Genomic DNA, 22,969 nt, shown 5'->3' with positions numbered 1-22,969 from the left:
CTTGACGCACTCCAGCATGCGCGATGGATAGGCTGAATTTAAAACGACCACCTCACGCCCGCGTTATAGCGCCAGCCTTTGGCGCCGTTGCCGTCGATCTCTTTGCGGTAATCGGCTTCGGCATACAGCGCAACGTCGTTATTCAGCGTGGCGCTGCCGCCTAAACCAACGTCCCACATCTGGCCAAACTTGCCACTTTCGAAGATTTGACTGCCTTCAGTATCCGCCGCACCGATTTTGGTTTTCGCGGTGCCGCCCCAGCCTTTGTAGTAATTGGCGCGAACGTACGGCGTGTAGGCATTCTGGCTGGCGTCCAGCCAGGTGCGATCGAGGCGCGCGCCGAGTCGGCCGATGGTTTGATCGTAATCGTTGTACGACACGCGCGTGCGATCCTGATCGGTGAAGCTGTCCATCTTAATCTGCAGCCAGGTGATTTGCGCCTGCGGTTCAAGGCGCACGCCGTTGGCGAAGGTGAACGGATAGCCCGATTCCACAGACGCCGTCCAGCCTTTGCCTTTCGGCGTTGCCACCTCTTTCTGCCGGGCGATGTCGGTTTCACCGCGATACCAACCCCAACTCAGCGAGCCATCGAGGTAGAATCCGCTGTCGCGCAGCCAGGTGCCGTACAGCGAAATGCTGTCGCTGTCGAAACTGGTGGAGCTGTAACCGTCGGCTGCATGAGGACGAATGCGCGTGTTACCACGCGTGTAGGCCACCCCGCCGCGCAAGCTGTCTTGTGGGCCGTCGGCGCGCAGTACGTTGCCGCCCAGCTGTACCGCGCTGTAATCCAGATCGAAGTCGTAGCCGTAATCGGCCAAACCGCGATTGCTTTGATACTTCAGGTTGGAGCCGAGATAGCGGATAAACATCTCGCCGCCCACGGCATCGGACGCGGTTTGCTGCTGACGCAGTTCGCCGAGACGTTTATGCAGATCGTCGGTCACCGCCAGCGAGTAATACGCCAAACCCACCGGCGCGGAGATGTAGGACGGCACCTGCGGCGTCACGGCCAGCCGCGCGGCACGCTGATTGCTGCCCGCTTGTGGCTGGCACAGCGAACCGTCTTCACAAACAAAGGTGTTAGCGAGTCGATAATCCCACGCACCGAATGTTGAACTGCCCGGCGCGAAGCTGGCTAAACCATATTGCCACGGCCCGGACGCCACATAGCCGCTCTTGAGCGCAAAACTGGTTGCGCTGGCGCTGCCGGTTACCTGCGCCAGCGACACACCTTCGCTGGCGGCAATCACGCCATCGCGATTGCTATCCAGCTGCGGGCCGCCGATCAGCGTATCGTCGATCAAGGTAGTGCCCGACACATTGCCGTTTACGCGCAGGTTGTCGCTCTGCGTGGCGGTAGAGTTGAGTTTTAGGCTGCCGCCCGCCGATGCCAGTTGGCCATCAATGGTTAAAACATTCGCCGCCGCGTTGCCGCCGTTAGTGAGATCCAGCGTACCGGCGTTATTTACCACCAGCGAATCATCGGTCGCGCCTTGCAGCAGCGGATTGACGTTATCACCGGCAAACAGCGTACTGCCGGCGTCGATATTGATGGTGCTGTGCGCCAGCTTGATGTTGTCGGTTAGCGTCCATTGGGTGGCGAAGAAGTTGAGCGTGCTCCAGCCCGCGCCGAGGTTGGTGCCTTTGCTGACATCATCGCGGGCAAACGAGCCGCCGCGCGCCGTCAGTTCGCTGAGATTGAGCGTGCTGCCTGCGCCGTTTTCGGTAGTGATGTGACGGGTATCGGCCAGGCTGACTCTCTGCACAGTCGCCTGATTCGCCGCACCATTGCCCATCGTCAGGCTGCCGTTCAGCGTGCCGCCAGTCACCACCAGTTCATCGTTGCCGCTGCCGGTATTCACATCCCCGACCACCGCACCATCGAGCAGCGCGATCACATCATTGCCTGCGCCTCCGGCTACGACGACCTGATCCGGGAACGGCGCGGAGATGGTGCCCTGGTTGATAAATACCGTATCGCCACCGCGCAAATCGATCAGCGGAGAGACGCGGCTGAGTGAGGCAATCGAACCCTGATTGATCACCTGGCTGGCGGTGCTGGTGACGATCGCCGAACCGCCGTTGAAATCGCGAATGCCAATTGAGCCCTGCGAAATCACTTTGCCGCTGGTGTTAGCGCGAACGCCGGTACCCTGGCCGGAAACCAGAATGGCGTAATCCTTGCCGATCACCAGATCGTTGCTGGTGGTTGAGCCATCGGCATTTTCGAAGCGATAACCGGTAGCACCACCGCTGACGTTGATCAACGCGCGACCATTGGGATCAAACGAGGTCGCCGAACGCACGCCGTTGCCGCCGCTCACATCGAGCATCACGTTATCCAGCGAGATATTGCTGGTTTCCGCGCGGTTGTTGATTACGCTGCCGCTGCCATAAGCGCCGAGAATGATGTCGTTGGCTTCAAAGCCCTGCGCGCCATTATCCAGCAACAAGCCATCGGCTTTGCCCATCGCATAAATATTGCTCGCGCCCTGCCCGTCGCCGTAGATTTTCAGCCAGCCGCCGTTGCCAACGCGTAACGCTGCGGTGCCGTCATCAACGCGCAGGGAACTGTCCACCGGTACGTATTGGCCGTAGCCGCTGCTGACATCCACACCGATGCCCGACGCGATACGCATGCTGCCACGGTTAATGAAGTTACCGCCGTCATGCACGCGCGCGCCGGTGCTGTTTGGTCCGGTGAGATCGACGACGCCTTGATACTGATTAAACAACCGTGCGCCACCGCTCACATCAAAAGCGGTGCTATTGCTGCCGTTACCGATGATTTGCGAGGCGGCGTAGATTTCCGACTCATCGCCGCCGACCACCGCCGCGGTGCCGTTTTCGCCATTCAGGGCAATGCCGCTGGTGATCACGCCCTCGGCGCTGCCGCTGACGCGCATCACGGTGGCATTTTTGCCGGTCACGGTGTAATTGTCGGTGCGGGAAACCATCGCGTCATATCCGCTCACCTCCATCCCAGTGCTGTTTTCCCCGCTGAGCGTTACATTGCCTGGCGTTTCGGCATACAGCCACGCGCCGTTGACAATCTCGTATAGTCTGGAGTTTTCAGTGCTGACATCAACGCTGCCGCCGTGGCTGATCAAACGCGTGCCGGGATCTGCGGCGCGAAAACCGTATTGGTTCCTGTCGTGGAACACCACGCGATTGCCATCACCTAAATCAAGTAGTCCACCGGCAAACACCGCGCCCGCCAGCGCGTTTGAGCCAAACAAATTGATGGTGCCGTTTTGATAGAAGCGCGCCAGCTCGTGATAAGAGATCAATCCTCTGCTGGGTGAGAAACTCTCGGCATCCAGGTTATACACATTGAGCAAGCCGATATTGATAACTTCAGTCGGCGTTACGCCATCGGTGTACTCGGGATTGCCGTACGCATACAGACCGGTGCTGCTGCGCGTCACGGTGACATCGCCACGGTTGAAGGCAAAGGCACCATTCTGCGCATAAATACCGTTGGTGCTCTGACCGCCCAAGGTAATGTCGCCGGTATTGATCAACTGGGCGTGATTGCTGACAACCAGCGCCTGCTGATTGTCAGCAACGCCGCTGAGCGCCGCATGGTTGACCAGCAGCGTGTCCGGATTGAACTGGGTTTGCGGATTGATCGGGTCGCCTGTCAGGGTGAATTTATTGCCATCCGCCACCGCGCCGGTCGCGCCATTGCTGAGCAGCCTGATGCGGGTCGCCGCATCAATGGTGGCGTGCGCGCCGTCACTGATCTCAACGGCACGCGCGTAGTTGCCTGCAACGTTGAAAGTCGCGCCATTGGTGTTGACGTCGGTGAACTCACCGCTGCCGTAAACGCCCGTGGCGAACGAGTTGGTCATGGAAAGCGTGCGGCCGGTGCCGTCAAAATCTGCCCCATCTGCAACACGGAAAATATTGCCGTACGGCACGGTTGCGCTGTAGCTGCCGTTGGCGGGCAAGTTGATTTTTGCGTTGGGGCCAAGGGTATAAAAACTGATATGCCGTGCGGTATACACGTTGGGATCAGGCACGGATACCGGCACCGCATTAGCGCTGACATCAACCACCGCAAGCCCTTCTGCACGAATACCAATATTCGAATTTCCGCCGAGTCTGATCGGCCCGGTCAGTTTCGCGTAAGCCGTGCCGCCCGGATCGCCCTTCACCCATACCGCCGTGTTAAAGGAATTAACAAACCGATCGCCATCGCCAGGCACGTTGATTGCGCCGCTGGAAAATGCCACTGAGTCATTGCCATCGCGCGCGATGACTTTTAGGCCAGTGCTGTTGTAGCCGTTGACATTGATGGTGCCGATATTGCCAACCTTGCCAAGGCTGCCGGAATCCAGCACCAACATGCCAACGTTCTCGGCGGGTTGAACTTGCGCCTTGCCGTTAACGTCGATGACGCCATTGTTCAGCGTGACCGCGTGAGGCGCGAGTTCCACCTTCATCCCTGCGGCGTTTTGCACTTTGGATCCAATCACGATGTGGCCATTATTCACGGCTTTTGAATCAAGGAATTGATAGATGCCGCTGGCGCCGCCACTTAGATTGACGGCGACATCTTCGGTGGGATCATTTTTGCGATTTTGCGGCGTGCGCCCGATGTAGATGAGGCCGTCTTTGGCGTTAACGAAACCGCCTTTGCCGTCGCTGCTCAGCAATACGCCCGCTGCCGTGCCGCCGCTGCTGACATCGCTGACGCCAACGTTGATGTTGCCGTGGTTAACCACTTTGCTGTTGTAGGCATTTATGCCGGTACTGAAGCCCGCGCCGGGTTGCAGGTTGATCACGCCACGATTGATAAACCGACTTTCATAACTGACGTCGACCGCGCTGCCGCCCGCGCCAACCGTGCTGCTATCGACGCCTTTGCCATTGGCGTTATTAAGAAAACCGGCGTTGATGACGCCGTTATTAAAGCCGCGCGCGCCGCTGAGCAACTCGAGGCCAGAACCGGTGCTGGCAAGTTTGCCATCGACTATCGCCTTCGCCCCGTTGCTGGCACGCATCACCGCGCTGTTGCTGTTCACCACTTCCAGCGTTTTGCCGCGATTGATTTTCACTGTTGCCTTCGGACCATCGGCGCTAAGCACCACCTGATCGAATATCGGTAGCGCCACTTCATCATCGAAGTTGTTGGTGCTCATGCGATACACCACGCGCCCTTCGCGCAGCGCGTAGGCCTTATTGAATTCTGTGTTGTAACTTTCGGTGCTGAGGTTGGCGTTGGAGAGCTGATCGATCAGCCAGTCGTTGTAATTGCGCAGTTCATTGAGATTAGTGACGTTGAACGTGTTAGTGCCGCCATCCAGCGTGTTGACGGTAAACACACCCGCGTATTCCACCACGTTGCCGACATCGTAAGCCAGGCGATCTCCACCGTACGGCGTGGTGCCGGCGGTGAAGGCGATACGGTTATTGGAATTCCAGTTCAAATTGCCTTTTTTGCTGGCGGTAAATAACTGGCTTTGCTTCGCCGCCATCGACCAGCTATTACTGGAGGAAGTCGTCGCCGCGTTATGCTTGCCAATATCGATATTCAGCGTGCCATTACTGACGGAAGCGACACGCGCGTTGATATATTGTTTGTCGTTTACATCAAAATAATCTGGCACGACGGTATCCAGACCTACTGCAGGTAAATCGACCAGTTCTGCAGTATTAAATACCTGATAGGTGGTGTAGGTATTTTCTTCGTAATTGGGGATGCCAATAGCGTAATTCTGCGCACCGATTTGCAGCCGCGCCGCGCCAATCACGCTGTCATTGATAATTCGCCCAATATTGCGCAACTCACCAATCGTTACGCTGCCCGTACCGTTTTCACCCGGCGCGAACTGCGGCAATCCGCTCAGCGTTTGCGTGCTGCCATTACATAAACAGTAAGCACCAACCTTATTGTCATTAATTTCAGGCGTATAAGGCTTCAATATCGCCGCCGTTGTCGGCAACACAGGGAACATCACGCCTTGCGCAGCCACAAGGCTTAGTAACACCGGATTTAATTTAAACACAATGTTTTCCTCAACAGAGAAAAGACAATACGCGCACGGATTATTACCGTTGCGCTTTAGGTTTGTTTAAGTAATCGAATTATTTTGTTTCAGCTTTTTAATGTTTGAAATCGGGTGAAATGAGTATCTACGCTTTAGCTGGCAAGCGTCCAGTTTGAGTTAAGGATTTGTGAGGTGGGAGAAAGGATTTAGGAATTAAGCCAGGGTGATTTTATAATTACCCGGATCTAATAGTCGTAAAGATGATGATATTGAAACATCAAGTAAACTATATGGGATTTAATAAAACTCTCATGAATTCATTGTGATTTATTCGAATCTTTTATTCAGCCAAAGGCCAGGCCGCTAATCCCTTTAATTCCTGCAGTACAAACATACTCTGCATCTCCAACTGCGCGATAAATCGCGCCGCTACAAAATGTGCGGAATTTATACTCCAGCGATCGCTTACTTTTGCATTCCCACTCAAGGTGAAATACTCAACATGGATTTCGACGCAAACACCCATCGCTGCACCATCTTGATTGATCAGCAACTGCCCGCCGGATTGGCAATGAACGCTGCCAGCATTATCGGCATTAGTTTTGGCAAATTACCAGGAAATTTGGTGGGGCCGAATCAGCAAAGCCAGGATGGCGTTGATTATCCCGGCGTCATCTACGCGCCGCTGGCGCAATCCTGCAAAACGTACGAAGAGTATGGCGAGCGTATTGCTGACGCGCACAGCGATCAGATTGAGTTGGTGGCGATCGGTTTGATAGGTCCAAAGAAAAAAATTACCCTTTTAACCGGCAATTTGAAGCTGTATCGCTAAACATCCTCTTCGGCGGCGAACCACGCAGGCGGCTGGCCGACATAGCGACTGAATGCCACGCTGAAGGCGCTGGCGGATTGATAGCCGACGCGCTCTGCCACTTTGGCTACCGCCATGCTTTTACCGCGCAGCAGATTTTTCGCCAGCGCCATACGCCACGTCAGCAGGTAGACCATCGGCACCACGCCAACCGCTTCGCGGAAACGCACAAAGAAAGAGGAGCGTAACAGCGCGGCGGCTTTCGCCAGTTCGGCCATCGTCCAGCTGTGCGCAGGATTGGCATGAATGGCGCGGATTGCCGCCGCCAGCCGTTCGTCAGCTAACCGCTCATCACGCCCGGACACGCATTGCAGATCGGCATTGATCGCAGCGCTTCGATTAACAGCAGCTTTAGCAAGCGTTCCAGTACCACATGACGCGCCGGACGCTGTGCGCGGCACTCATCCATCACCAACTGCACAAGCGTGGTCAGGCGCGATTCGCCGCGCATGAAACACGCAGCTTGAGCCGCATCAGCCGCTGTTAGATGGCGTGTTCAGCGCGATGCAGCAGCCACAACCGACCACCAAGGCGCTGGATGTGGCGGAAGCGGTGTGGCGTGCGGCGACCGATCCGCATGCTCCGATGCGCATTCCAGCTGACGAAGATGCGGTGGCGCTGGCGAACGAAGTGGGTTAACCGTGAATTTCGGCGACTGCCATGGTGAAAACCAGCGGCAGTTCGCCGAGGTTCGCATAACTGTGCGGTGCGGCGGTTTTCGCCACCGCTGAACTGCCGCGCGGCACCTGCAACTGCTGTTCATCAACCGTCAACGTAAGTTCACCTTGCTCGACATGCAGCAGTTCGTAAGTGCGCTGCGGATGGCCCGGCGAGGCGAACTGTTCGCCGGGGAACATCTCCCAACGCCATAGCTCGATCATATCCGGGCCTTGCGTGCCCGCCAGCAAACGCGCCGTACCGCCCTTGTCCCCTTGCCAAAGTATTGGAATGTCCTCTTCAGCAACCAGATGCGCCAGCGGATCGGCGGTGACATTCACAATATCGGCCACCGATATTCCTAGCGCTGCCGCCACTTTGCACAAAATGGCGATGCTGGGATTCGCGCTGCCTTTTTCAATCTCAACTAACATGCCTTTACTGACGCCCGCGCGGCGCGAGAGCTCATCCAGCGACAGTTTTTGCTGTTGGCGGAAACTTTTGACGCTGGCTGAAACGGCGGCGCTGACATAGTCGATATCAGAACCTGCTTCGGTCAATTTATTGACTTTTGTTTTCATCGGTCACTATCATGGAATAAATTAGTCATTACAGGATTATGTTATGTTCGCCTTAAGCCCGTCAATCGATCCTTCCGTTTCTGCCTTAGCGCCTGACTTTACCGCGCTCAGCATTTTAGTTCAGGCTGCGCCAGTGTTGCGTCCGCAAGTTGGTGAAGAAGCCCTCGTACAAGCTTGTCGCGATATGCTGCAGGATGATTTTCCCTGGGCAGAAGCACATCTGACGCAATGGGCGGAAATGTTCAAACATTTTGGTGCCAAACCGAAACGCACGCCCTGTTCGGCAGATGCCTTGCGCAAGCGCGTGCAGCGCGACGGATCAATGGCAGCCATCGATCCAATCGTGGATCTCTACAATGCGGTGAGCATTCGTTTCGCCATTCCGGTTGGTGGTGAGAATGTGGCCGCTTACGTGGGCAACCCGCGGCTGACGCGCGCCGATGGCAGCGAACCCTTCGATGTCTATAAAGAAGGCGTCTTGAGCCATGAATCTCCCGAACCTGGCGAAGTGGTGTGGCGGGATGACGCAGGCGTAACCTGTCGTCGCTGGAACTGGCGACAAGGTGTGCGCACGCGTCTCAGTATTGAGCAAACGCAGATGTGGTTTGTGCTGGAGCGATTACCGGCGATGCCACTCGAAGCATTGCAACATGCGGGCGATATGCTGGAGCAAGGTATTCAGCAGATGATGCCCGGCGCTATTATTGAACGCAGTTTGCTTGGCAATATCAATCACTAATCGCTATGTTGTCACTCTCGCCTGCCACCTTTTAGGAATCGGAATGCACATCAGCTTGCTGGCACAACAGCCACAGTTTTTGGATGCGGTGACGCAAATGCTGCATAGCGAATGGTCGGATTTCCCCAACTGGCGCGATGCGGCAGTGATTGAGCAGCGTTTACAGGCGCGCAATGCCGCCGAGGCCAAAACGCTGACGCTGGTGGCAACTACAAGCGATGGCGAATTGATGGCGACCGCCAGCATTATCCATTACGAACTGCACGATATCGCCGAGCGCGAGTTTAGGCTCGGCGTAGTCATTACTGCTGCAGCACATCGTGGAAAAGGGTTGGCGAGTAACTTGGTAACGCGCTTAATTACCGAAGCGCGTCAGCGTGGGATCACCGCGTTGTGGCTGTATACGCCGGATCAACAAGCGCTCTATCGCCGCTTCGGCTGGCAGGATGTAGAGCAGCGCGTGATTGCTGATGAAGATGTTACGGTGATGGTTCTAAACATTGTTTAAGGAGAAGCAGATGCTGATGCGTAAAAACTATCCGCAATTGGGTGAAGTCAAAGCGCCTTATGTGCACGCGGTAAGGCACAATGAAACTTTATATGTCTCTGGCTTGACCGCTTTCGGTACGCCAGCGCAGCAAGCTGATATCGCTACACAAGCAGAAACTATATTCCAGCAGTTGCATACCATCGCGGCTGAAGAAAAGAGTTCGCTGGAAAAGCTAATCAAGGTGACGATTTTTATCACCTCATTTGATGAGATCAACGTCTTACGCGGCGTGCTGTTTAAACATTATGGCGAACATCTGCCGGCGAGTTCGCTGGTACAAATTAGTCAACTTTTCTCGCCGGATTTAAAGATTGAGATCGAGGCGATTATCGCCCTGTAGCCAACGCCTGCAGCGCCGCCAATCCATCGCGTGCCATCCATGTGCGCAGCGGCGCAAACAGCGGTTGCGGCAGATTTTCTGGTGCGAACCATTGCCAGCCGTGGCACTTTTCAGGCTCCATCAGTTGTGGTTCACCGATTGCGTCCTGCGCCACCATCAGTAGCGTAATGTAGTGCTTGTTGACCTCGGGAAACACATCGCTAACGAACGCGCCGTTTTGCAGTTTACCAAGCTGTAAGCCGGTTTCTTCCAGCACTTCGCGACGCGCGCAGGCTTCCGGCGATTCGCCAAACTCCAGATGCCCGCCCGGCGCAGACCAGTCGCCCGCGCCGTGGCTGCCTTTGCGTTGCCCTAATAACAGTTTTCCATCGCGGAAAACTAAAACGCCGATTCCCACTTGTGGCGACATGGTTGCTCCTTGGTTTGCCAGGCCGTCATAAATGACGACCCTGCGTTAAAAATTGCCCCACGTTTTATCACATTCTGTGCCGTGCGTTTATCGCTGCGTTTTAAACCGCAGCGCCATCACCATCAGCAACACAATGCCCACGCTCATGATTATCCACGCACTATCGAGCGAGGCGGCGCGGTCACGCACGATGCCAGCGATCAGCGGCATCAACGCCGCCAGCAAATAACCGCCGCCCTGCACGAAGGATAGCAATGCGCCCGCTTCTTCCGGCGTGTGCGCGTGATCGAGCGTGACGATCAGCGAGAGCGGGAACAGCGCGCCAATGCCTAATCCGAGCAGCAATGTAGGCAACCACGCCTGCGCCCCGCCAAGCCACAGCAGACTGATCAAGCCCAGCAGAATCAAAGTTAACACCACCAGCAACGGACAGCGACGATCGCGGAAGCGATGAATCAACGCCAACAGCACAAAACCCGCGGCAACTTCCGTCAGCGTGAGCGCACCCAGCACATAGCCGCTTTGTTCAGGTTGCCAGCCGTGCTGCATGTAAAATGGCGGCAGCCACGCCAGCACCAACGTGTACGCGCCGGTGCCAATTCCAAAGAAAATCATCAACAGCCAGGCACGCGGTGAGCGAGCAGTGCGTGGAGCCTGGCTGCTTTGCATTGGCGTTACGCCGCGTGAAAACGTCAACCACAGCAACAGCGCGATGACTGCGGGGACAACAGGAATTGCCAGCGTTAACGCTAAACCTTGCGATTTCGCCAATGGTGCGGCGCTGGCGGCAGCAATCGCTGCGCCCGCCATAATCCCTGTGGTGAACAGCGCCATCAGCGTGCCTGCTTTCGCACCAAAGTGACGTTTGATCTGCGCTGGCATTAAGGCCTGAATCAATCCGATTCCGCAACCCGCCACCAGCGCGCTGGTAATCAACGCTGTGGCAGATTGGTCGAACCCACGCGCGACGCTCGCCAGCGCCAGCAACAGCAATCCGGCAGCGATACCGCGCACTTCGCCAAGCCGGCGCAACAGCAGCGGCCCGGCCAGCGCCGCCAATCCCATCATGATGACCGGCAACGTGGTCAGCAGGCTAAGCTGCGTGGCGCTGAGCTGCGCGTCGCGCTGCAGGAGTGGAAAGAGCGGTCCCATCGCCGCCATAATCGGCCGCAAATTCAGTGCGATAACAAAAACCAGTAAGGCAAACATCCCAACCGCAGGTAAAGTACGATTCACTTTGCATCTCCATGCTCATTAAAAGTATCTTAACGTTAAGATACTTTTCGCAGCAGCAACAGCCCATGCGCACAAAGCAACAAATGGGGATGAGATGGCGAATATTAATCACCGCACAATCCGTAGCGGCGCAATTTATTGCGCGATGAATCGCGCCGCTACGGATTGTGCAAACAGGCAACAACAGCATCTGGAGAAATCAATTTGACCGATCACGTCGATTTTGTAGTTGAACAGTGGGCCAGCGCGATGCCGGAGCTGGATGCATCGTCGATGGCGGTATTTGGTCGCATGCTGCGTATCATGAAACATCTGGCGAAAACGCGCGCTGAAGCGCTGGCACCGTTTGGATTTCGCGATGGCGAATTTGATGTGCTGGCGACGCTGCGGCGCGCGGGTGCGCCCTATCGCTTGTCGCCGACCCAGCTGTATAAATCATTGCTGGTGACATCGGGCGCGATGACCAATCGCCTCAATCGGCTGGAAGATGTGGGGTCGATTGTGCGCGTTGCCGATCCCGACGATAAGCGCAGCATGCTGGTGGCGCTGACTGAAGAAGGATTAGCGAAGATCGAGCAAGCCCTGCTGGTACACACGCAAACGCAAAATAGCCTGCTGGAAACGCTGGATGCAGCGCAGCAAGCGCAGCTGAAAACCTTGCTGAGTCAATTGTTGGTGGCAACAGAAGCGGAAAGGTAAAAACGCTGTCGCTGATGTGTCAAATAATGAATTAATTCAGCGCATTTTCCATTAAAGTAACCGTCCCGCCAGGCCTTTTTACGGATTAAAAATGAGCAATAAATACGCCCCATCGCAGATTTTTCTTCACTGGTTGACCTTTCTGTTGGTCGTCACTGCGTATTGCACCATGGAATTTCGTGGACTGGCGACGCGCGGTTCGTGGCAAGGCTTTGCCATGATTATTGGTCACTTCAGCGCAGGAAGTTGTGTGCTGGTGATTATGCTGTCACGCATCCTGCTGCGTTTTCGCCATCGCAGCCCGGCGATTTTGCCCAAGCCGCCGCACTGGCAAACCGGTCTGGCGCATCTGATGCATCTGGCGATCTACGTGTTTTTCATTGTCTTGCCCACGCTGGGCATTTTGTCGCGCTTCTATATGGGCCGCACTTGGTGGATTTTTGGCATTCCGATGCCGGTGAGTGGCGATCCGGATCCGGATTTCGCCGACATGATTGCGGACTGGCATGAAACCCTCGCGCCTTACGGATACTGGCTGATCGGCATTCATGCCGTGGCCGCGCTGGCGCACCATTATCTGTTCAAAGACAATACGTTAGTGCGCATGATGCCTGCGCGCCGCTCGGGCGCTAAAACGTCAGACTGAAGCTGTCATCCAGCAACGCCAGAATCTCGCTATCCGGTAAGCCGTTCTCCAGCGTGATGCTCAGCCAATGCTCTTTGTTCATGTGGTAAGCCGGATAAACGCCGGCCAACTGGCGCAGCGACCCAATCAGTTCAGGTCGCGCTTTGATGTTCATCACATCAATTACCGGCCCATCCGGTAAACCGAGTTTGTGACTCTCCAGCGGGAACACCAGCGCAAACCATTTGCGGTGCCGCGGATGACGCAGCACCGCATATTCACTGTGCTTTTTCCACGGATAATCGGGTTCTACCTGATAGTGCTGAATGATGTAGTCGAACAGCTGCTGGCGTTGCATGCATCCTCCGTGGTGTATTGCGCCTAAAAAAGTACGTGCGAAGCCATGATAGTAATCAGTTACGTCTACACTGCGTATAGATTTCTTGCGCTAAATCAGTGCCCTTAAACCAGGGAAGTGAATGATGTTCCATCTGATTTTCAGCATACCGAGCTGGTATGTGATCGCCCGATTTTTGTTCCCGTTAGCCATGCCCTTGCTGTTAAAAATCATCCTTTCTCTGCTGGTGTTGCTGGCTTCGCAATATCTGCTGGTGAGCCGTTTTACCTCTGGCAGCATGTTTTCGCCGGAAATGCCGCGCGCCATCGTCATCCTGTTCAACTGGGGTTTCAGCGCCGTTTTATTCCTCGCGCTGACGCAGTTTGTGATTGATGGGGTGGCGCTGGTTTCACTGTTGTTCCGCCATCCGTTCGAAATCGTACCCGCGGTGCGTTATGTGGCGGCGGCGTTTGCCTTGATTTTGGCCACGGTTGGCGTTTATCAGGCTATCCGCGTTCCGCCCATCAAAGATGTGACCATCGAAATCGACAACCTTCCGCGCGAATTCGAAGGCTATCAACTGTTGCAGTTAACGGACATGCACATCACCAAACTTTTTAATGAGAAATGGACGCGCGCGCTGGTGCAAAAAGCCATGACGCTGGACGTTGACTTGATTCTGGTCACCGGCGATGTGATTGACGGTACGCTGCAGAACCGTCGTGCGGACGTCGAACCGCTGCGCGGATTACACGCCCGCGATGGCGTTTTCGCCATCACCGGCAATCACGAATATTTCTTTGAGCAGGAGCGCTGGACCGCACATCTGGCGTCGCTAGGTCTGGAGCCGTTACTCAATCGCCATACGGTGATTAAGCGCGATAACGCCGAGCTGGTGATCGCCGGCATGCCGGATACGTCAGCAGCACGACGTGGCGCAGTTGGCCCCAATTTGGAACTGGCGCTGGCCGGTGCGCCGGAAGACGCTCCGGTGATCTTGCTCGACCACCAGCCGCGCAACGCCCGGCAAAACGCATTGAAAAACATCGATCTACAGCTGTCTGGCCACACGCACGGCGGCCTGATTGTTGGCTTCGATCGCCTATTTGCCAAACCCAACGCGGGTTTCGTGTCGGGTTTGTATCAGGTCGACGGCATGCAACTCTACGTCAACAACGGCACCGCGCTGTGGCCTGGCATGGCGGTGCGTTTGGGCCGCCCCTCAGAGTTGACCCGCATTACGCTGCAGCGCAAACCGTAACGCACTTAAGATTGTGGGAATGCCCGCGAGGCATCCCACAATCTCATCATCTGTGCGATTCCGCGCTCAACTTCGTGGAGAGGAACGTCATCGCGCGCCAGGGTTGAGATCCCCAGCATAAAACTGTTGAAGCTGACCGCCAGCGAAAGCGTCTCCTCCTCATCCCGCAACTCACCGCTGCCGATCCCTCTTTCAACGCAATGCTTTATCCCTTCACGGGTGCGCATGCGCGATGCTTCAAGCGGTTTAAGCACGTGGCGATTTTCCTCAGAACAGGAAGACATCACGCTTAGCGCAACCATGCATCCACGCGGATGCGCAGGATCGTACTGCATTCTGGCGGAGTTGAGCAGCGCGGTTTCCAGCGCCTGGCGAGCGGGCACGCGGGTATCCCACAAAGCTTCCGTGACCTGAGCATGGGTTTGCAAATAACAGTTCACGGCTTCAGCAAAGAGTGCCTCTTTCGATCCAAACGCGGCGTAGAAGCTTGGCGCGGTGATGCCTTTGCCTATTGAGGCTTTGAGCTGCGCCAGCGAGGTTGATTCATAGCCGTTTTCCCAAAAAAGGTGCATCGCTTTGATCACCGCTTCATCCCGGTCAAATTGTCTTGGTCTGCCTGTTCTCATCATCACATCCTCCGCCATTTATACTAATCGATACAGAATTCATTGACAACGCACAGCTCGCCTCCGCAATATAAATACCGATCGATACATATATCCATGGCGCTTCGCGGCGCTGTTGCAAATCAAGAGCAGGCTAAATAATGAATTCAACGTTTAAGCACGAAGAAGCCCAACGGCTGCCAATCCTGGCGCTTTTGGCGCTCGCAATGGCAGGTTTTATCTGCATCCTGACTGAAACCATACCCGCCGGATTGCTGCCACAAATCAGTCAGGGGCTTAATATTTCCCCCTCGCTGGCCGGTCAATGGGTTACCGCCTATGCAGCCGGTTCGCTACTGGCCGCGATTCCGCTCACATTGCTGACCCGAAGCTGGTCGCGCCGGGTTGTGCTGCTGAGCACCGTGTGTGGATTTCTGCTATTTAACACTCTTACCGCCGTCTCTTCTGACGTTGTCATCATCTTAATAGCGCGATTTTTTGCTGGTGCGTCAGCCGGTTTGGCGTGGAGTCTGATTGCGGGCTATGCGCGAAGAATGGTGGTTCCATCGCTGCAGGGACGCGCATTGGCGCTCGCCATGGTGGGCACGCCCATCGCTCTTTCACTCGGTGTTCCGGCAGGCACATGGATGGGTTCGTTGCTGGGATGGCGTCTGACTTTTGCCGCCATGTCGGGTCTCTCTCTCATTCTTATCGGCTGGATTTTGCTGGCCGTGCCGAACTATCCCGGCCAATCTGCTACGCAAAAAATGCCGCTCGGCGCAGTGTTACGCCTCCCCGGCGTAGGTGCCGTGCTGGGTGTGGTGCTGACCTGGATGCTGGCGCATAACATTCTCTATACCTACATTGCACCGTTCCTTGCTTCAGCCGGTCTGGCGCATCGCGTGGATGTGGTGCTGCTGATCTTTGGTATTGCGGCATTGGGGGGAATATTCATTACCGGCAAGATCATTGATACGCATCTGCGCAAAGCGGTGCTGCTGTCACTCTCCATCTTTGCTGCGGTGTCGGTGATTTTTGGTCTGAGTACGCCAACACCCGCCGTGATCTATGCGGGCATAGCCGTTTGGGGACTCACCTTCGGCGGTGCCGCGACGCTGCTGCAAACGGCTCTGGCAGATGCCGCCGGTGAATATGCCGATGTCGCGCTCTCCATGAATGTCGTCACCTGGAACAGCGCTATCGCCCTCGGCGGTTTGACCGGCGGAATGTTGCTGGAACATGTCGGCTCCCAATCTTTTCCGTGGGCGATTCTGCTATTGCTGTTGGTCGCGTTGGGAATTGCGCTGCGTGCTAAGCAGGGTTTCCCGGCTGGGAACAGCCGGGAAACCGGCATTACACCGGTGGCTTAGCGTAAACATACATTGCACATGCTGTAGCGGCGCGATTTATCGCGCAAATAATTGCGCCGCTACGATTCGTGAACTCGGTAATTTACGCTTTCGCAAACGCCAACAAATCAGGATTAATCTGCTCAGGATGCGTCGCGAACATACCGTGCGACAAGCCTGGGTAGGTTTTCAGCGTGCCCTGTTTCAGCAGCTTAATCGCCTTATGCGCCGAATCATTAATCGGCACCACCTGATCGTCTTCCCCGTGCAGCACCAATACCGGCACCGTGATCGCTTTTAAATCTTCGGTAAAATCGGTTTCCGAGAACGCAGCGATACAGTCGTACTGCGCCTTAGCGCCGCCCGCCATGCCCTGACGCCACCAGTTATCGATCAAACCCTGGCTCACTTTCGCACCTGGACGGTTAAAGCCGTAGAACGGCCCCGCTGGCACATCGATAAAGAACTGCGCGCGGTTAGCGGCTAGCGCCGAGCGGAAACCGTCAAACACCTCTTTTGGCAAACCTTCAGGATTGGCGGCGGTTTGCAACATGATTGGTGGCACGGCGCCCATCAACACTGCTTTCGCCACGCGACCTTTTTCGGCATGCGCCACATAACGCGCCACTTCGCCGCCACCGGTAGAGTGACCGATATGGATGGCGTTGCGCAGGTCCAGCGCTTTGGCCAGTTCTGCCACGTCAGCGGCGTATGTGGTCATATCATTGCCGCTATCGGTTTGGTCGGAACGTCCGTGGCCGCGACGGTCGTGGGCGATAACGCGATAACCTTGTGCCAGGAAGAACAACATTTGGTTATCCCAGTCATCGGCGCTTAACGGCCAGCCGTGATGAAACACTACCGGTTGGGCGTTTTTTGGGCCCCAGTCTTTGTAAAAGATTTTGGTGCCGTCTTGGGTGGTGATGATGCCGTTGCTCATGAGTAAGTCCTCTGTATGTGATTGTCTGCGTTCGATGGGCTTATTGTTATGGAAAGCGGCAGCGGCTAATATTGTCAAATATGACACATTAAGGGCCGTAACTGACAAATGATTAAAACTGACGAAAGCAGCGTTGTCGCGGAGATTGGCTTGGTGATCTATCCCGATTGCCAACTCGCGGCGATATATGGCTTAACCGATATGTTCAGGATTGCTGCGGAGTGGGCCGAGAATATATCGGGTGAAGAGCGCAAGCGGACGATTCGTGTCTCACATTGGCAGATTGATGCGCACAGCGATCACATGGTTTGCGTCTGGGATAGCCATCCCGATACAGCACATCGCCTGAGCCACGTGATTGCGCCGCCAAGTCTGGTGGTGCCAGCGAAAATGGTGCCCATGAAGGTGCCCGCCGACTGGATGAGTGAGCTTTATGACGCAGGCGTAACGCTCTGTTCGGTGTGCGCCGGTGCCTTTGTGCTGGCCGAAACCGGACTAATCGATCATCGTCGCGCCACCACGCACTGGGCCTTTGCGCAGACGCTGTCGGAGCGTTTTCCTTCGGTAGACGTCGCGGTGGAAAATATGGTGATTGACGATGGCGACATTATTACCGCCGGTGGGATTTTGGCGTGGACGGATTTGGGTTTAACGCTGATCGAAAAAGTGCTCGGCACCGGCACCATGCTGGCGACCTCACGCTTTTTACTGATCGACCCGCCGCGACGCGAGCAAAGCACCTATTCGGCATTTATCCCCAATTTCGATCACGGTGATAGCCAGATTCTGCGCGCGCAGCATCATCTTCATGCCCATGTTGCCGAGCAGCACAGCATTGAGAGCATGTCGGCGCTGGCAAGCATGACGCCACGTACTTTTCTGCGCCATTTCCAGAAAGCGACCGGCCTGCGGCCAACGGATTATTTGCAGCAGGTACGCATTATGAAAGCGCGCGACGCGCTGGAGCTGAGTAATCGTTCGGTCGATCAGATCGCCTGGGAGATCGGCTACAGCGACCCTTCCGCTTTCCGCAAAATTTTCCGCAAACTCACCGGCGTCACGCCCGGCCAGTATCGGCAGCGGTTTGGTACCCGGCAACATAATTAACGCCCATCACAGCAGGAAAATTGCCGTTTTCCTGCCATGATTACGTTCGTCCCGTTCCGATTACTTGCTAAGGATTTCTATGCCACTGCGTTCGCTTCAGGCTCTGTGTCTGGTTAACTTTTTTATGGCTGACGTACGAGATGGTCTTGGGCCTTTTCTCGGCATATTTCTGACAGAACGCCACTGGAATGCAGGAGATATTGGCTGGGTGATGACCGCCGGTGGCCTTGCAGGGCTGGTTGCCACTCTGCCGGCGGGTTTAGCCACAGACGCTACTCGCCATAAACGATCGTTGCTGCTCATCGGTTCACTCCTGATCACCCTATCCACCTTGCTGCTGTGGTATTTCCATCAGGGATGGATCGTGGTTTTATCGCAGATTGTGACTGGCCTTTCCGCCGCGCTCATCGCGCCGATGTTGACGGGTATTACCCTTGGCCTGGCCGGTCCGCAAGGATTTAGCCATCAAATGGGGAGAAATGAAGCCTTCAACCACGGCGGAAATATGACAGCCGCCATTATTGCGGGTGCTTCAGTGTGGTTGTGGGGAACGGGTGCGGTGTTTGTACTCATGACGACGATGGCGCTGTGCGCAGGTGCAGCCGTGCTGGCTATTCGTCATAACGACATCGATAACCTTGCCGCGCGCGGGCTTTCTGGCAGCGAATCGGCCAGCAACGTCCCGCGTCTTTATCAGATTGCCCGTAATCCTGCCGTCATTATCACGGGAGTCACGCTGTTACTCTTCCATCTTGGCAATGCCGCGCTGTTACCTATGCTGAGCCTGCGGGTGGCGGCAGCGCACAACGCAGCCATCAGCCCCGGACTTTATGCTGCCGCCACGGTGGTTATTTCACAATGTGTGATGATTCCCATGGCGCTGTATGCTGCACGTCACGCACCGCGTTTTGGCTACCCCGTGCTGATCACGGCGGCGCTGCTGGTGCTGCCATTACGTGCGTTGATTGCCTCCGCTTTTGACGGCGCTTATTTCATGATTCCGGTACAGATTCTGGATGGCGTAGCGGCGGGTCTGCTGGGCGTGGCGGTGCCGGGTTATATCGTGAAGGTGCTTGAGGGCAGCGGACATACTAATGCGGGTCAGGGTTTTATCATGCTCATGCAGGGCGTCGGCGCGGCAATGAGTCCCGCGTTGGCGGGAAACATTGCCGCAGCCTATTCCTATCGCAGTGCGTTTGCCGTGCTAGGCGCAATTGCCCTGGCGGCGCTGATCACCTGGTGGATAGGCAGCCGTTATTCAGAGAAAAACGGCGTGCCACGCTCAGCGCGTTCTTAACTGTGGCTCGATTAACTCAGCTGGAAACGCCCAACGGTATTCGCCAGCTGCGAGGCCTGATCTTCCAGCGAACTGGCGGCGGCAGACATCTCCTGCACCAGAGCGGCGTTCTGCTGCGTGGTGCTGTCCATCTCGTTCACCGCGATGGTCACCTGGCTGATGCCGCGCGCCTGCTCATCGGAAGCGATCACAATTTCACCGATAATGGTGCGCACCGAATTCACCGCCTGCGTCATCTCCTGCATGGTCTTGCCCGCATCCTGCACCAGCTGCACGCCGCTGCCGACGCGCTGCGTGGATTCTTCAATCAGCGCGCCGATATCTTTCACCGCATTGGCGCTGCGTTGGGCCAGATTACGGACTTCCGACGCCACCACGGCAAAGCCGCGTCCTTGTTCTCCGGCACGCGCCGCTTCTACTGCGGCGTTCAGCGCCAGAATATTGGTCTGGAAGGCGATGCTATTGATGATGGCGGTGATGTCGCCAATTTTCTTCGCGCTGTCGTCAATTTGCGCCATGGTTTGCACCACTTCGCCCACCAGCGTTTCACCACGGCTGGCAATGTGCGTGGCGTTGTCGGTGAGCGTTGTCGCCTGATGCGCGTTGGTGGCGTTGTGTTTCACCGTAGCAGTGATCTGCTCCATGCTGGCGGCCGTTTGCTCCAGCGCGGCAGCTTGCTGCTCGGTACGCGAGGCGAGATTAAGGTTGCCGCTGGCGATTTCACCCGCGCCCTGACGCACCGACGAACTGGCATCCTGAATCTGTCCCACGATATCGCGCAGCTGGTTTTGCATGGTATGCAGCGCATAGAACAAGCTGCTGTTATCGCGCCCTTTCAACGTGATGACGTTATCGAGTTTGCCATCGGCGACGGCCAGCGCGATGGTCGCGGCTTCCAGCGGTTCGCCACCAATCGGCTTCAGCACTTTGCGGCTGAACAGCATGCCAAGCAGCGTACACACCACCAGAATACTGATGATCATCAGGATCACTGCGTTAATCAGTTGACGATGCGCCGCCGCCATCACCTGGCTGACCGGCGCAACCACGCCGAGATACCATTTCTGATCGCTGTTACCAATCACCACCGGCTGCCAGGTTACCAGCGCATCTTCACCCAGCAACGCATCATGATGTTCCATCACGCTGCTGCTGAAGTTATGGGTATCACCTTTCCACGGCTTGCTGGTCTGGCTTTTATCCGGATAGGAAACCACATTACCCGCGCTGGAGAGCAACATCGCATAGCCGCTGCCTTCCCACGGTTTGATTTTGTTGACCTTTTCCTGCAGCGACGCCAGCGAAATATCGGACGTCACCACGCCCCACAGTTTGCCCTGACTCACAATCGGCGCCGCTACCGAAGTCAGCAGCGTCGGCACGCCGTTGTAGGCGTAGCTGTAAGGTTCAATCAGCATATCTTTCTGACTTTTTTGCGGCAGCAGATAGTAATCGCCCTGACCCGGCGTGAAGATCGAGGTCAGCGGATGCAGGTTAAAATTGCCGGTTTGATCGCGATCGACGAAGAAGGCGTAGCGACCTTTCGGTGCCGCATTGGCTTGGGTGGCGAACTCCGCGTCACGTCCGTCGAAGGCATTCTCTTCGAAGATCACTGAGATCGACAGGTAATCGGGATTATCGCGCAGCGCCGATTCCATCAGCTTATCAGCAACTTTACGGTCCTGAATGCCCGCCGCTGGCAATGCGATCAAGCTGTGGCCGAGGTTATGCGCCACATCGCGCGCGTAGCTAAGTTCATGCTGAATTTGCAGCGCCTGGCTTTGTGCAATCTGCTGCAGATAGCTTTCGGCCAGCGACTTTTGTTCGTTACTGGATTGCCAGCTCAGCACGCCGATGGTTACAGCAAAGCCGAGTGTGATGGTTAAGGCGCCCGTCAGCAGCATCTGCGTGCGGGTGCTCATTGTTTTCTTGGGTGATGCGTGTTTGGCCATTATGGCGCTCCTGGAGTTGACACTTTTCGGTATTCAGAACCACTCCCTGTGCGCGTACATCCCTTTGAACACTCTATCGGCGCGCGGCGGTAGAACTTGATGGCAAGGTACCAAACTCCGGTGGATTGCCATTGATGGTCACCGACATCAGGTCAGCGCCAGATGCCTGCCTGCTCTACTAGTCAATGAGCCGATTACAGACTATTATTCAGCTCACCATATGAGCCGAATAACCCATCTATTCAGCTCATGCAATTCAGGAGTGACTCTATGATGTGGATTTGGCAGCAGCCCGATTGGCCGCAGTTTCGCTGGCAGGATGAGAAATTACTGCCGCGCCTGCGCCAGCTGCAGCAGCAGCGCGGCGTCTTGCTGGGCCGCGCCAGCGTGCAAGATAACAGCGATCAACAAACGCTGGATACGTTACTCAGCAATATCCTCTCTTCCTCAGCGATTGAAGATGAGCGCGTCAACGCGCAGTCGATACGATCGTCCCTTGCCCGCCGTTTAGGTGTTTCGCTCGATCAGCCTTACCCGGTTTCCGAACGTTCCGAAGGTTTGGCAACCATGATGATGGATGCCATCACGCAACGTGATCAGGAACTCACGTTGGCGCGTTTATGCCAGTGGCATCGCTGGTTATTCCCCGCAAGCGAATGGACCATCAAGCGACTGAATGTCGGCACGCTGCGCGGTGATGAACCGATGCAGGTCGTTTCGGGGCGTATCGATCGGCCAACGGTACATTTCGAAGCGCCGCCGCGCGCCGGGCTGGAGGCACAGCTTGAGGAATTTATCGCGTGGTTTAATCACAGCCGCGCGGATCCGCTGCTCGACCCGCTGTTGCGCGCCGCGCTGTGCCATCTGTGGTTCGTTACGCTGCACCCGTTTGATGACGGTAATGGACGCATCACCCGCGCCCTGACCGATTTGGCGCTGGCGCAGGCGGATAGCCAAAGCATCCGCTTGTATGCCATGTCCGCATCGATTCTGGCGCAACGTGCCGATTATTACCGCATCCTGCAGCAGACGCAGTGCGGTGCGCTGGACGTCACAGATTGGCTGCTGTGGTTTTGTGATGTGCTGAATGACAGCCTTGAGCGCGCGCTGGAAACCGTCACGCGCACGCAAAACAAAGCGCGCTTCTGGTTAATGCACAATGCTGCTGAGCTGAGTGCGGAGCAAACCCGCGTGCTGAATCGCTTACTGGATGGCGGTGAACAGGGATTTAACGCAGGCATAAGCGCCGGCCAGTATCAGAAGGTGGCGAAAGTGAGTAAAGCCACGGCGACGCGACATCTGACAGAACTGCTGGCGAAAGGTTGTCTGGAGAAATTACCCGGCGGCGGGCGCAGCACGCGCTACCAGATTAAACATTGATGAGTAACCAGGTGCGCATCAATGCGCACCTGACAAAA

21 protein-coding genes and 1 pseudogene are annotated in these 22,969 nt (G+C 55.9%); 12 read left to right on the top strand and 10 right to left on the bottom strand.

The genetic code is table 11. The features are described 5' to 3' along the window. Nucleotides 1-38: 38 nt before the first annotated feature. Complete coding sequence (locus tag KVT28_RS10080; protein ID WP_217548114.1) at nt 39-6,014, bottom strand: autotransporter outer membrane beta-barrel domain-containing protein; 5,976 nt, start codon at nt 6,012-6,014, stop codon at nt 39-41. A 484-nt stretch (nt 6,015-6,498) separates the two neighbouring features. Here KVT28_RS10080 and KVT28_RS10075 point away from each other — a divergent pair, with 484 nt between their 5' ends. Continuing rightward, nucleotides 6,499-6,828, top strand: coding sequence for a DUF2000 domain-containing protein (locus tag KVT28_RS10075; RefSeq protein WP_217548112.1), 330 nt, complete (start codon nt 6,499-6,501; stop codon nt 6,826-6,828). Here the strand turns inward: KVT28_RS10075 and KVT28_RS27790 are convergent. Further along, nucleotides 6,825-7,172: a helix-turn-helix domain-containing protein gene (locus tag KVT28_RS27790; protein WP_368734924.1), complete on the bottom strand. Its 348-nt coding sequence runs from the start codon at nt 7,170-7,172 to the stop codon at nt 6,825-6,827. The two genes, KVT28_RS10075 and KVT28_RS27790, sit on opposite strands and share 4 nt — an antisense overlap. Next, the gene (locus KVT28_RS27785; RefSeq protein WP_254633497.1) at nt 7,148-7,318 is read right to left on the bottom strand and encodes a cupin domain-containing protein; all 171 of its coding nucleotides are present in this window, start codon (nt 7,316-7,318) and stop codon (nt 7,148-7,150) included. Before KVT28_RS27785 ends, KVT28_RS27790 begins: the two co-directional genes overlap by 25 nt. Nucleotides 7,319-7,392: 74 nt before the next feature. Between KVT28_RS27785 and KVT28_RS27780 the strand changes: the two are divergent. Then, nucleotides 7,393-7,506, top strand: a pseudogene (locus KVT28_RS27780) (short-chain dehydrogenase/reductase); the annotation flags it as partial. On the opposite strand, the gene KVT28_RS10060 reads toward KVT28_RS27780, so the two are convergent. Beyond that, nucleotides 7,503-8,105, bottom strand: coding sequence for a helix-turn-helix domain-containing protein (locus KVT28_RS10060; protein WP_217548110.1), 603 nt, complete (start codon nt 8,103-8,105; stop codon nt 7,503-7,505). The pseudogene KVT28_RS27780 and the gene KVT28_RS10060 overlap by 4 nt on opposite strands. Nucleotides 8,106-8,148: 43 nt before the next feature. On the opposite strand from KVT28_RS10060, the gene KVT28_RS10055 reads away from it, so the two are divergent. From KVT28_RS10055 to KVT28_RS10045, 3 genes are read left to right on the top strand one after another with little or no spacing between them, the layout of a single operon-like run. After that, on the top strand, nt 8,149-8,844 hold the full coding sequence (locus tag KVT28_RS10055) for a B3/4 domain-containing protein (RefSeq protein WP_217548108.1): 696 nt from the start codon (nt 8,149-8,151) through the stop codon (nt 8,842-8,844). A gap of 43 nt (nt 8,845-8,887) precedes the next feature. Beyond that, a complete protein-coding gene (locus tag KVT28_RS10050) occupies nt 8,888-9,352 on the top strand; it encodes a GNAT family N-acetyltransferase (protein ID WP_217548105.1) in 465 nt (154 codons plus the stop codon). Nucleotides 9,353-9,362: 10 nt separating this feature from the next. After that, entirely contained in the window at nt 9,363-9,734 is a 372-nt protein-coding gene (locus KVT28_RS10045) for a RidA family protein (RefSeq protein ID WP_110866963.1), read from the top strand. On the opposite strand, the gene KVT28_RS10040 is transcribed toward KVT28_RS10045, so the two are convergent. Both KVT28_RS10040 and KVT28_RS10035 read right to left on the bottom strand, forming a co-directional pair. Continuing rightward, nucleotides 9,721-10,143 carry an NUDIX hydrolase gene (locus KVT28_RS10040; RefSeq protein WP_217548103.1) on the bottom strand — a complete coding sequence of 141 codons (423 nt, stop codon included), beginning with the start codon at nt 10,141-10,143 and terminating at the stop codon, nt 9,721-9,723. The genes KVT28_RS10045 and KVT28_RS10040 overlap by 14 nt on opposite strands. Before the next feature lie 87 nt (nt 10,144-10,230). Beyond that, nucleotides 10,231-11,379: an MFS transporter gene (locus tag KVT28_RS10035; protein WP_368734923.1), complete on the bottom strand. Its 1,149-nt coding sequence runs from the start codon at nt 11,377-11,379 to the stop codon at nt 10,231-10,233. 204 nt (nt 11,380-11,583) lie between these two features. Between KVT28_RS10035 and KVT28_RS10030 the strand changes: the two genes are divergently transcribed. Then, the gene (locus KVT28_RS10030) at nt 11,584-12,078 is read left to right on the top strand and encodes a MarR family winged helix-turn-helix transcriptional regulator (protein WP_217548100.1); all 495 of its coding nucleotides are present in this window, start codon (nt 11,584-11,586) and stop codon (nt 12,076-12,078) included. Nucleotides 12,079-12,169: 91 nt separating this feature from the next. Next, nucleotides 12,170-12,724, top strand: coding sequence for a cytochrome b561 (cybB, locus tag KVT28_RS10025; protein ID WP_101761420.1), 555 nt, complete (start codon nt 12,170-12,172; stop codon nt 12,722-12,724). On the opposite strand, the gene KVT28_RS10020 is transcribed toward cybB, so the two are convergent. Next, nucleotides 12,708-13,061: an MmcQ/YjbR family DNA-binding protein gene (locus tag KVT28_RS10020; RefSeq protein ID WP_101761419.1), complete on the bottom strand. Its 354-nt coding sequence runs from the start codon at nt 13,059-13,061 to the stop codon at nt 12,708-12,710. The two genes, cybB and KVT28_RS10020, sit on opposite strands and share 17 nt — an antisense overlap. Before the next feature lie 124 nt (nt 13,062-13,185). Here KVT28_RS10020 and KVT28_RS10015 point away from each other — a divergent pair, with 124 nt between their 5' ends. Next, nucleotides 13,186-14,301, top strand: coding sequence for a metallophosphoesterase (locus KVT28_RS10015; RefSeq protein WP_101761418.1), 1,116 nt, complete (start codon nt 13,186-13,188; stop codon nt 14,299-14,301). Between the two features lie 5 nt (nt 14,302-14,306). Here the strand turns inward: KVT28_RS10015 and KVT28_RS10010 are convergent, their stop codons facing one another. Then, nucleotides 14,307-14,930 carry a TetR/AcrR family transcriptional regulator gene (locus tag KVT28_RS10010; protein WP_217548536.1) on the bottom strand — a complete coding sequence of 208 codons (624 nt, stop codon included), beginning with the start codon at nt 14,928-14,930 and terminating at the stop codon, nt 14,307-14,309. A 137-nt stretch (nt 14,931-15,067) separates the two neighbouring features. Here KVT28_RS10010 and KVT28_RS10005 point away from each other — a divergent pair, with 137 nt between their 5' ends. Then, a complete protein-coding gene (locus KVT28_RS10005; protein ID WP_217548097.1) occupies nt 15,068-16,276 on the top strand; it encodes an MFS transporter in 1,209 nt (402 codons plus the stop codon). Nucleotides 16,277-16,358: 82 nt separating this feature from the next. Here KVT28_RS10005 and KVT28_RS10000 read toward each other — a convergent pair whose 3' ends face one another. Next, the gene (locus KVT28_RS10000) at nt 16,359-17,195 is read right to left on the bottom strand and encodes an alpha/beta fold hydrolase (RefSeq protein ID WP_217548095.1); all 837 of its coding nucleotides are present in this window, start codon (nt 17,193-17,195) and stop codon (nt 16,359-16,361) included. A 108-nt stretch (nt 17,196-17,303) separates the two neighbouring features. Between KVT28_RS10000 and KVT28_RS09995 the strand changes: the two genes are divergently transcribed. Both KVT28_RS09995 and KVT28_RS09990 read left to right on the top strand, forming a co-directional pair. After that, nucleotides 17,304-18,302 (top strand): GlxA family transcriptional regulator, encoded by a 999-nt coding sequence (locus KVT28_RS09995; protein ID WP_254633496.1) that lies wholly within the window; start codon nt 17,304-17,306, stop codon nt 18,300-18,302. A gap of 79 nt (nt 18,303-18,381) precedes the next feature. Then, the gene (locus tag KVT28_RS09990) at nt 18,382-19,599 is read left to right on the top strand and encodes an MFS transporter (protein WP_101761412.1); all 1,218 of its coding nucleotides are present in this window, start codon (nt 18,382-18,384) and stop codon (nt 19,597-19,599) included. Nucleotides 19,600-19,610: 11 nt separating this feature from the next. Here KVT28_RS09990 and KVT28_RS09985 read toward each other — a convergent pair whose 3' ends face one another. Then, a complete protein-coding gene (locus tag KVT28_RS09985) occupies nt 19,611-21,551 on the bottom strand; it encodes a methyl-accepting chemotaxis protein (protein ID WP_217548093.1) in 1,941 nt (646 codons plus the stop codon). A 270-nt stretch (nt 21,552-21,821) separates the two neighbouring features. Here KVT28_RS09985 and KVT28_RS09980 point away from each other — a divergent pair, with 270 nt between their 5' ends. Continuing rightward, a complete protein-coding gene (locus KVT28_RS09980) occupies nt 21,822-22,931 on the top strand; it encodes a Fic family protein (RefSeq protein ID WP_217548090.1) in 1,110 nt (369 codons plus the stop codon). The last annotated feature ends 38 nt before the right edge of the window (nt 22,932-22,969 follow it).

The sequence above is a fragment of the Pantoea sp. GbtcB22 genome, assembly GCF_019091025.1.
GTDB lineage: Bacteria > Pseudomonadota > Gammaproteobacteria > Enterobacterales > Enterobacteriaceae > Pantoea > Pantoea leporis.
Note: the sequence above shows the minus strand (reverse complement) of the source record. Positions and strands in the feature narration are given on the sequence as shown.

Coding starts and splice junctions, on each gene's coding strand:
- KVT28_RS09985 (WP_217548093.1), bottom strand. CDS start 21,551: ATGGCCAAACACGCATCACCCAAGAAAACAATGAGCACCCGCACGCAG.
- KVT28_RS27785 (WP_254633497.1), bottom strand. CDS start 7,318: ATGCGCGGCGAATCGCGCCTGACCACGCTTGTGCAGTTGGTGATGGAT.
- KVT28_RS10055 (WP_217548108.1), top strand. CDS start 8,149: ATGTTCGCCTTAAGCCCGTCAATCGATCCTTCCGTTTCTGCCTTAGCG.
- KVT28_RS09980 (WP_217548090.1), top strand. CDS start 21,822: ATGATGTGGATTTGGCAGCAGCCCGATTGGCCGCAGTTTCGCTGGCAG.
- KVT28_RS10005 (WP_217548097.1), top strand. CDS start 15,068: ATGAATTCAACGTTTAAGCACGAAGAAGCCCAACGGCTGCCAATCCTG.
- KVT28_RS10020 (WP_101761419.1), bottom strand. CDS start 13,061: ATGCAACGCCAGCAGCTGTTCGACTACATCATTCAGCACTATCAGGTA.
- KVT28_RS10060 (WP_217548110.1), bottom strand. CDS start 8,105: ATGAAAACAAAAGTCAATAAATTGACCGAAGCAGGTTCTGATATCGAC.
- KVT28_RS09990 (WP_101761412.1), top strand. CDS start 18,382: ATGCCACTGCGTTCGCTTCAGGCTCTGTGTCTGGTTAACTTTTTTATG.
- KVT28_RS10045 (WP_110866963.1), top strand. CDS start 9,363: ATGCTGATGCGTAAAAACTATCCGCAATTGGGTGAAGTCAAAGCGCCT.
- KVT28_RS10015 (WP_101761418.1), top strand. CDS start 13,186: ATGTTCCATCTGATTTTCAGCATACCGAGCTGGTATGTGATCGCCCGA.
- cybB (WP_101761420.1), top strand. CDS start 12,170: ATGAGCAATAAATACGCCCCATCGCAGATTTTTCTTCACTGGTTGACC.
- KVT28_RS09995 (WP_254633496.1), top strand. CDS start 17,304: ATGATTAAAACTGACGAAAGCAGCGTTGTCGCGGAGATTGGCTTGGTG.
- KVT28_RS10075 (WP_217548112.1), top strand. CDS start 6,499: ATGGATTTCGACGCAAACACCCATCGCTGCACCATCTTGATTGATCAG.
- KVT28_RS10050 (WP_217548105.1), top strand. CDS start 8,888: ATGCACATCAGCTTGCTGGCACAACAGCCACAGTTTTTGGATGCGGTG.
- KVT28_RS10000 (WP_217548095.1), bottom strand. CDS start 17,195: ATGAGCAACGGCATCATCACCACCCAAGACGGCACCAAAATCTTTTAC.
- KVT28_RS10040 (WP_217548103.1), bottom strand. CDS start 10,143: ATGTCGCCACAAGTGGGAATCGGCGTTTTAGTTTTCCGCGATGGAAAA.
- KVT28_RS10010 (WP_217548536.1), bottom strand. CDS start 14,930: ATGATGAGAACAGGCAGACCAAGACAATTTGACCGGGATGAAGCGGTG.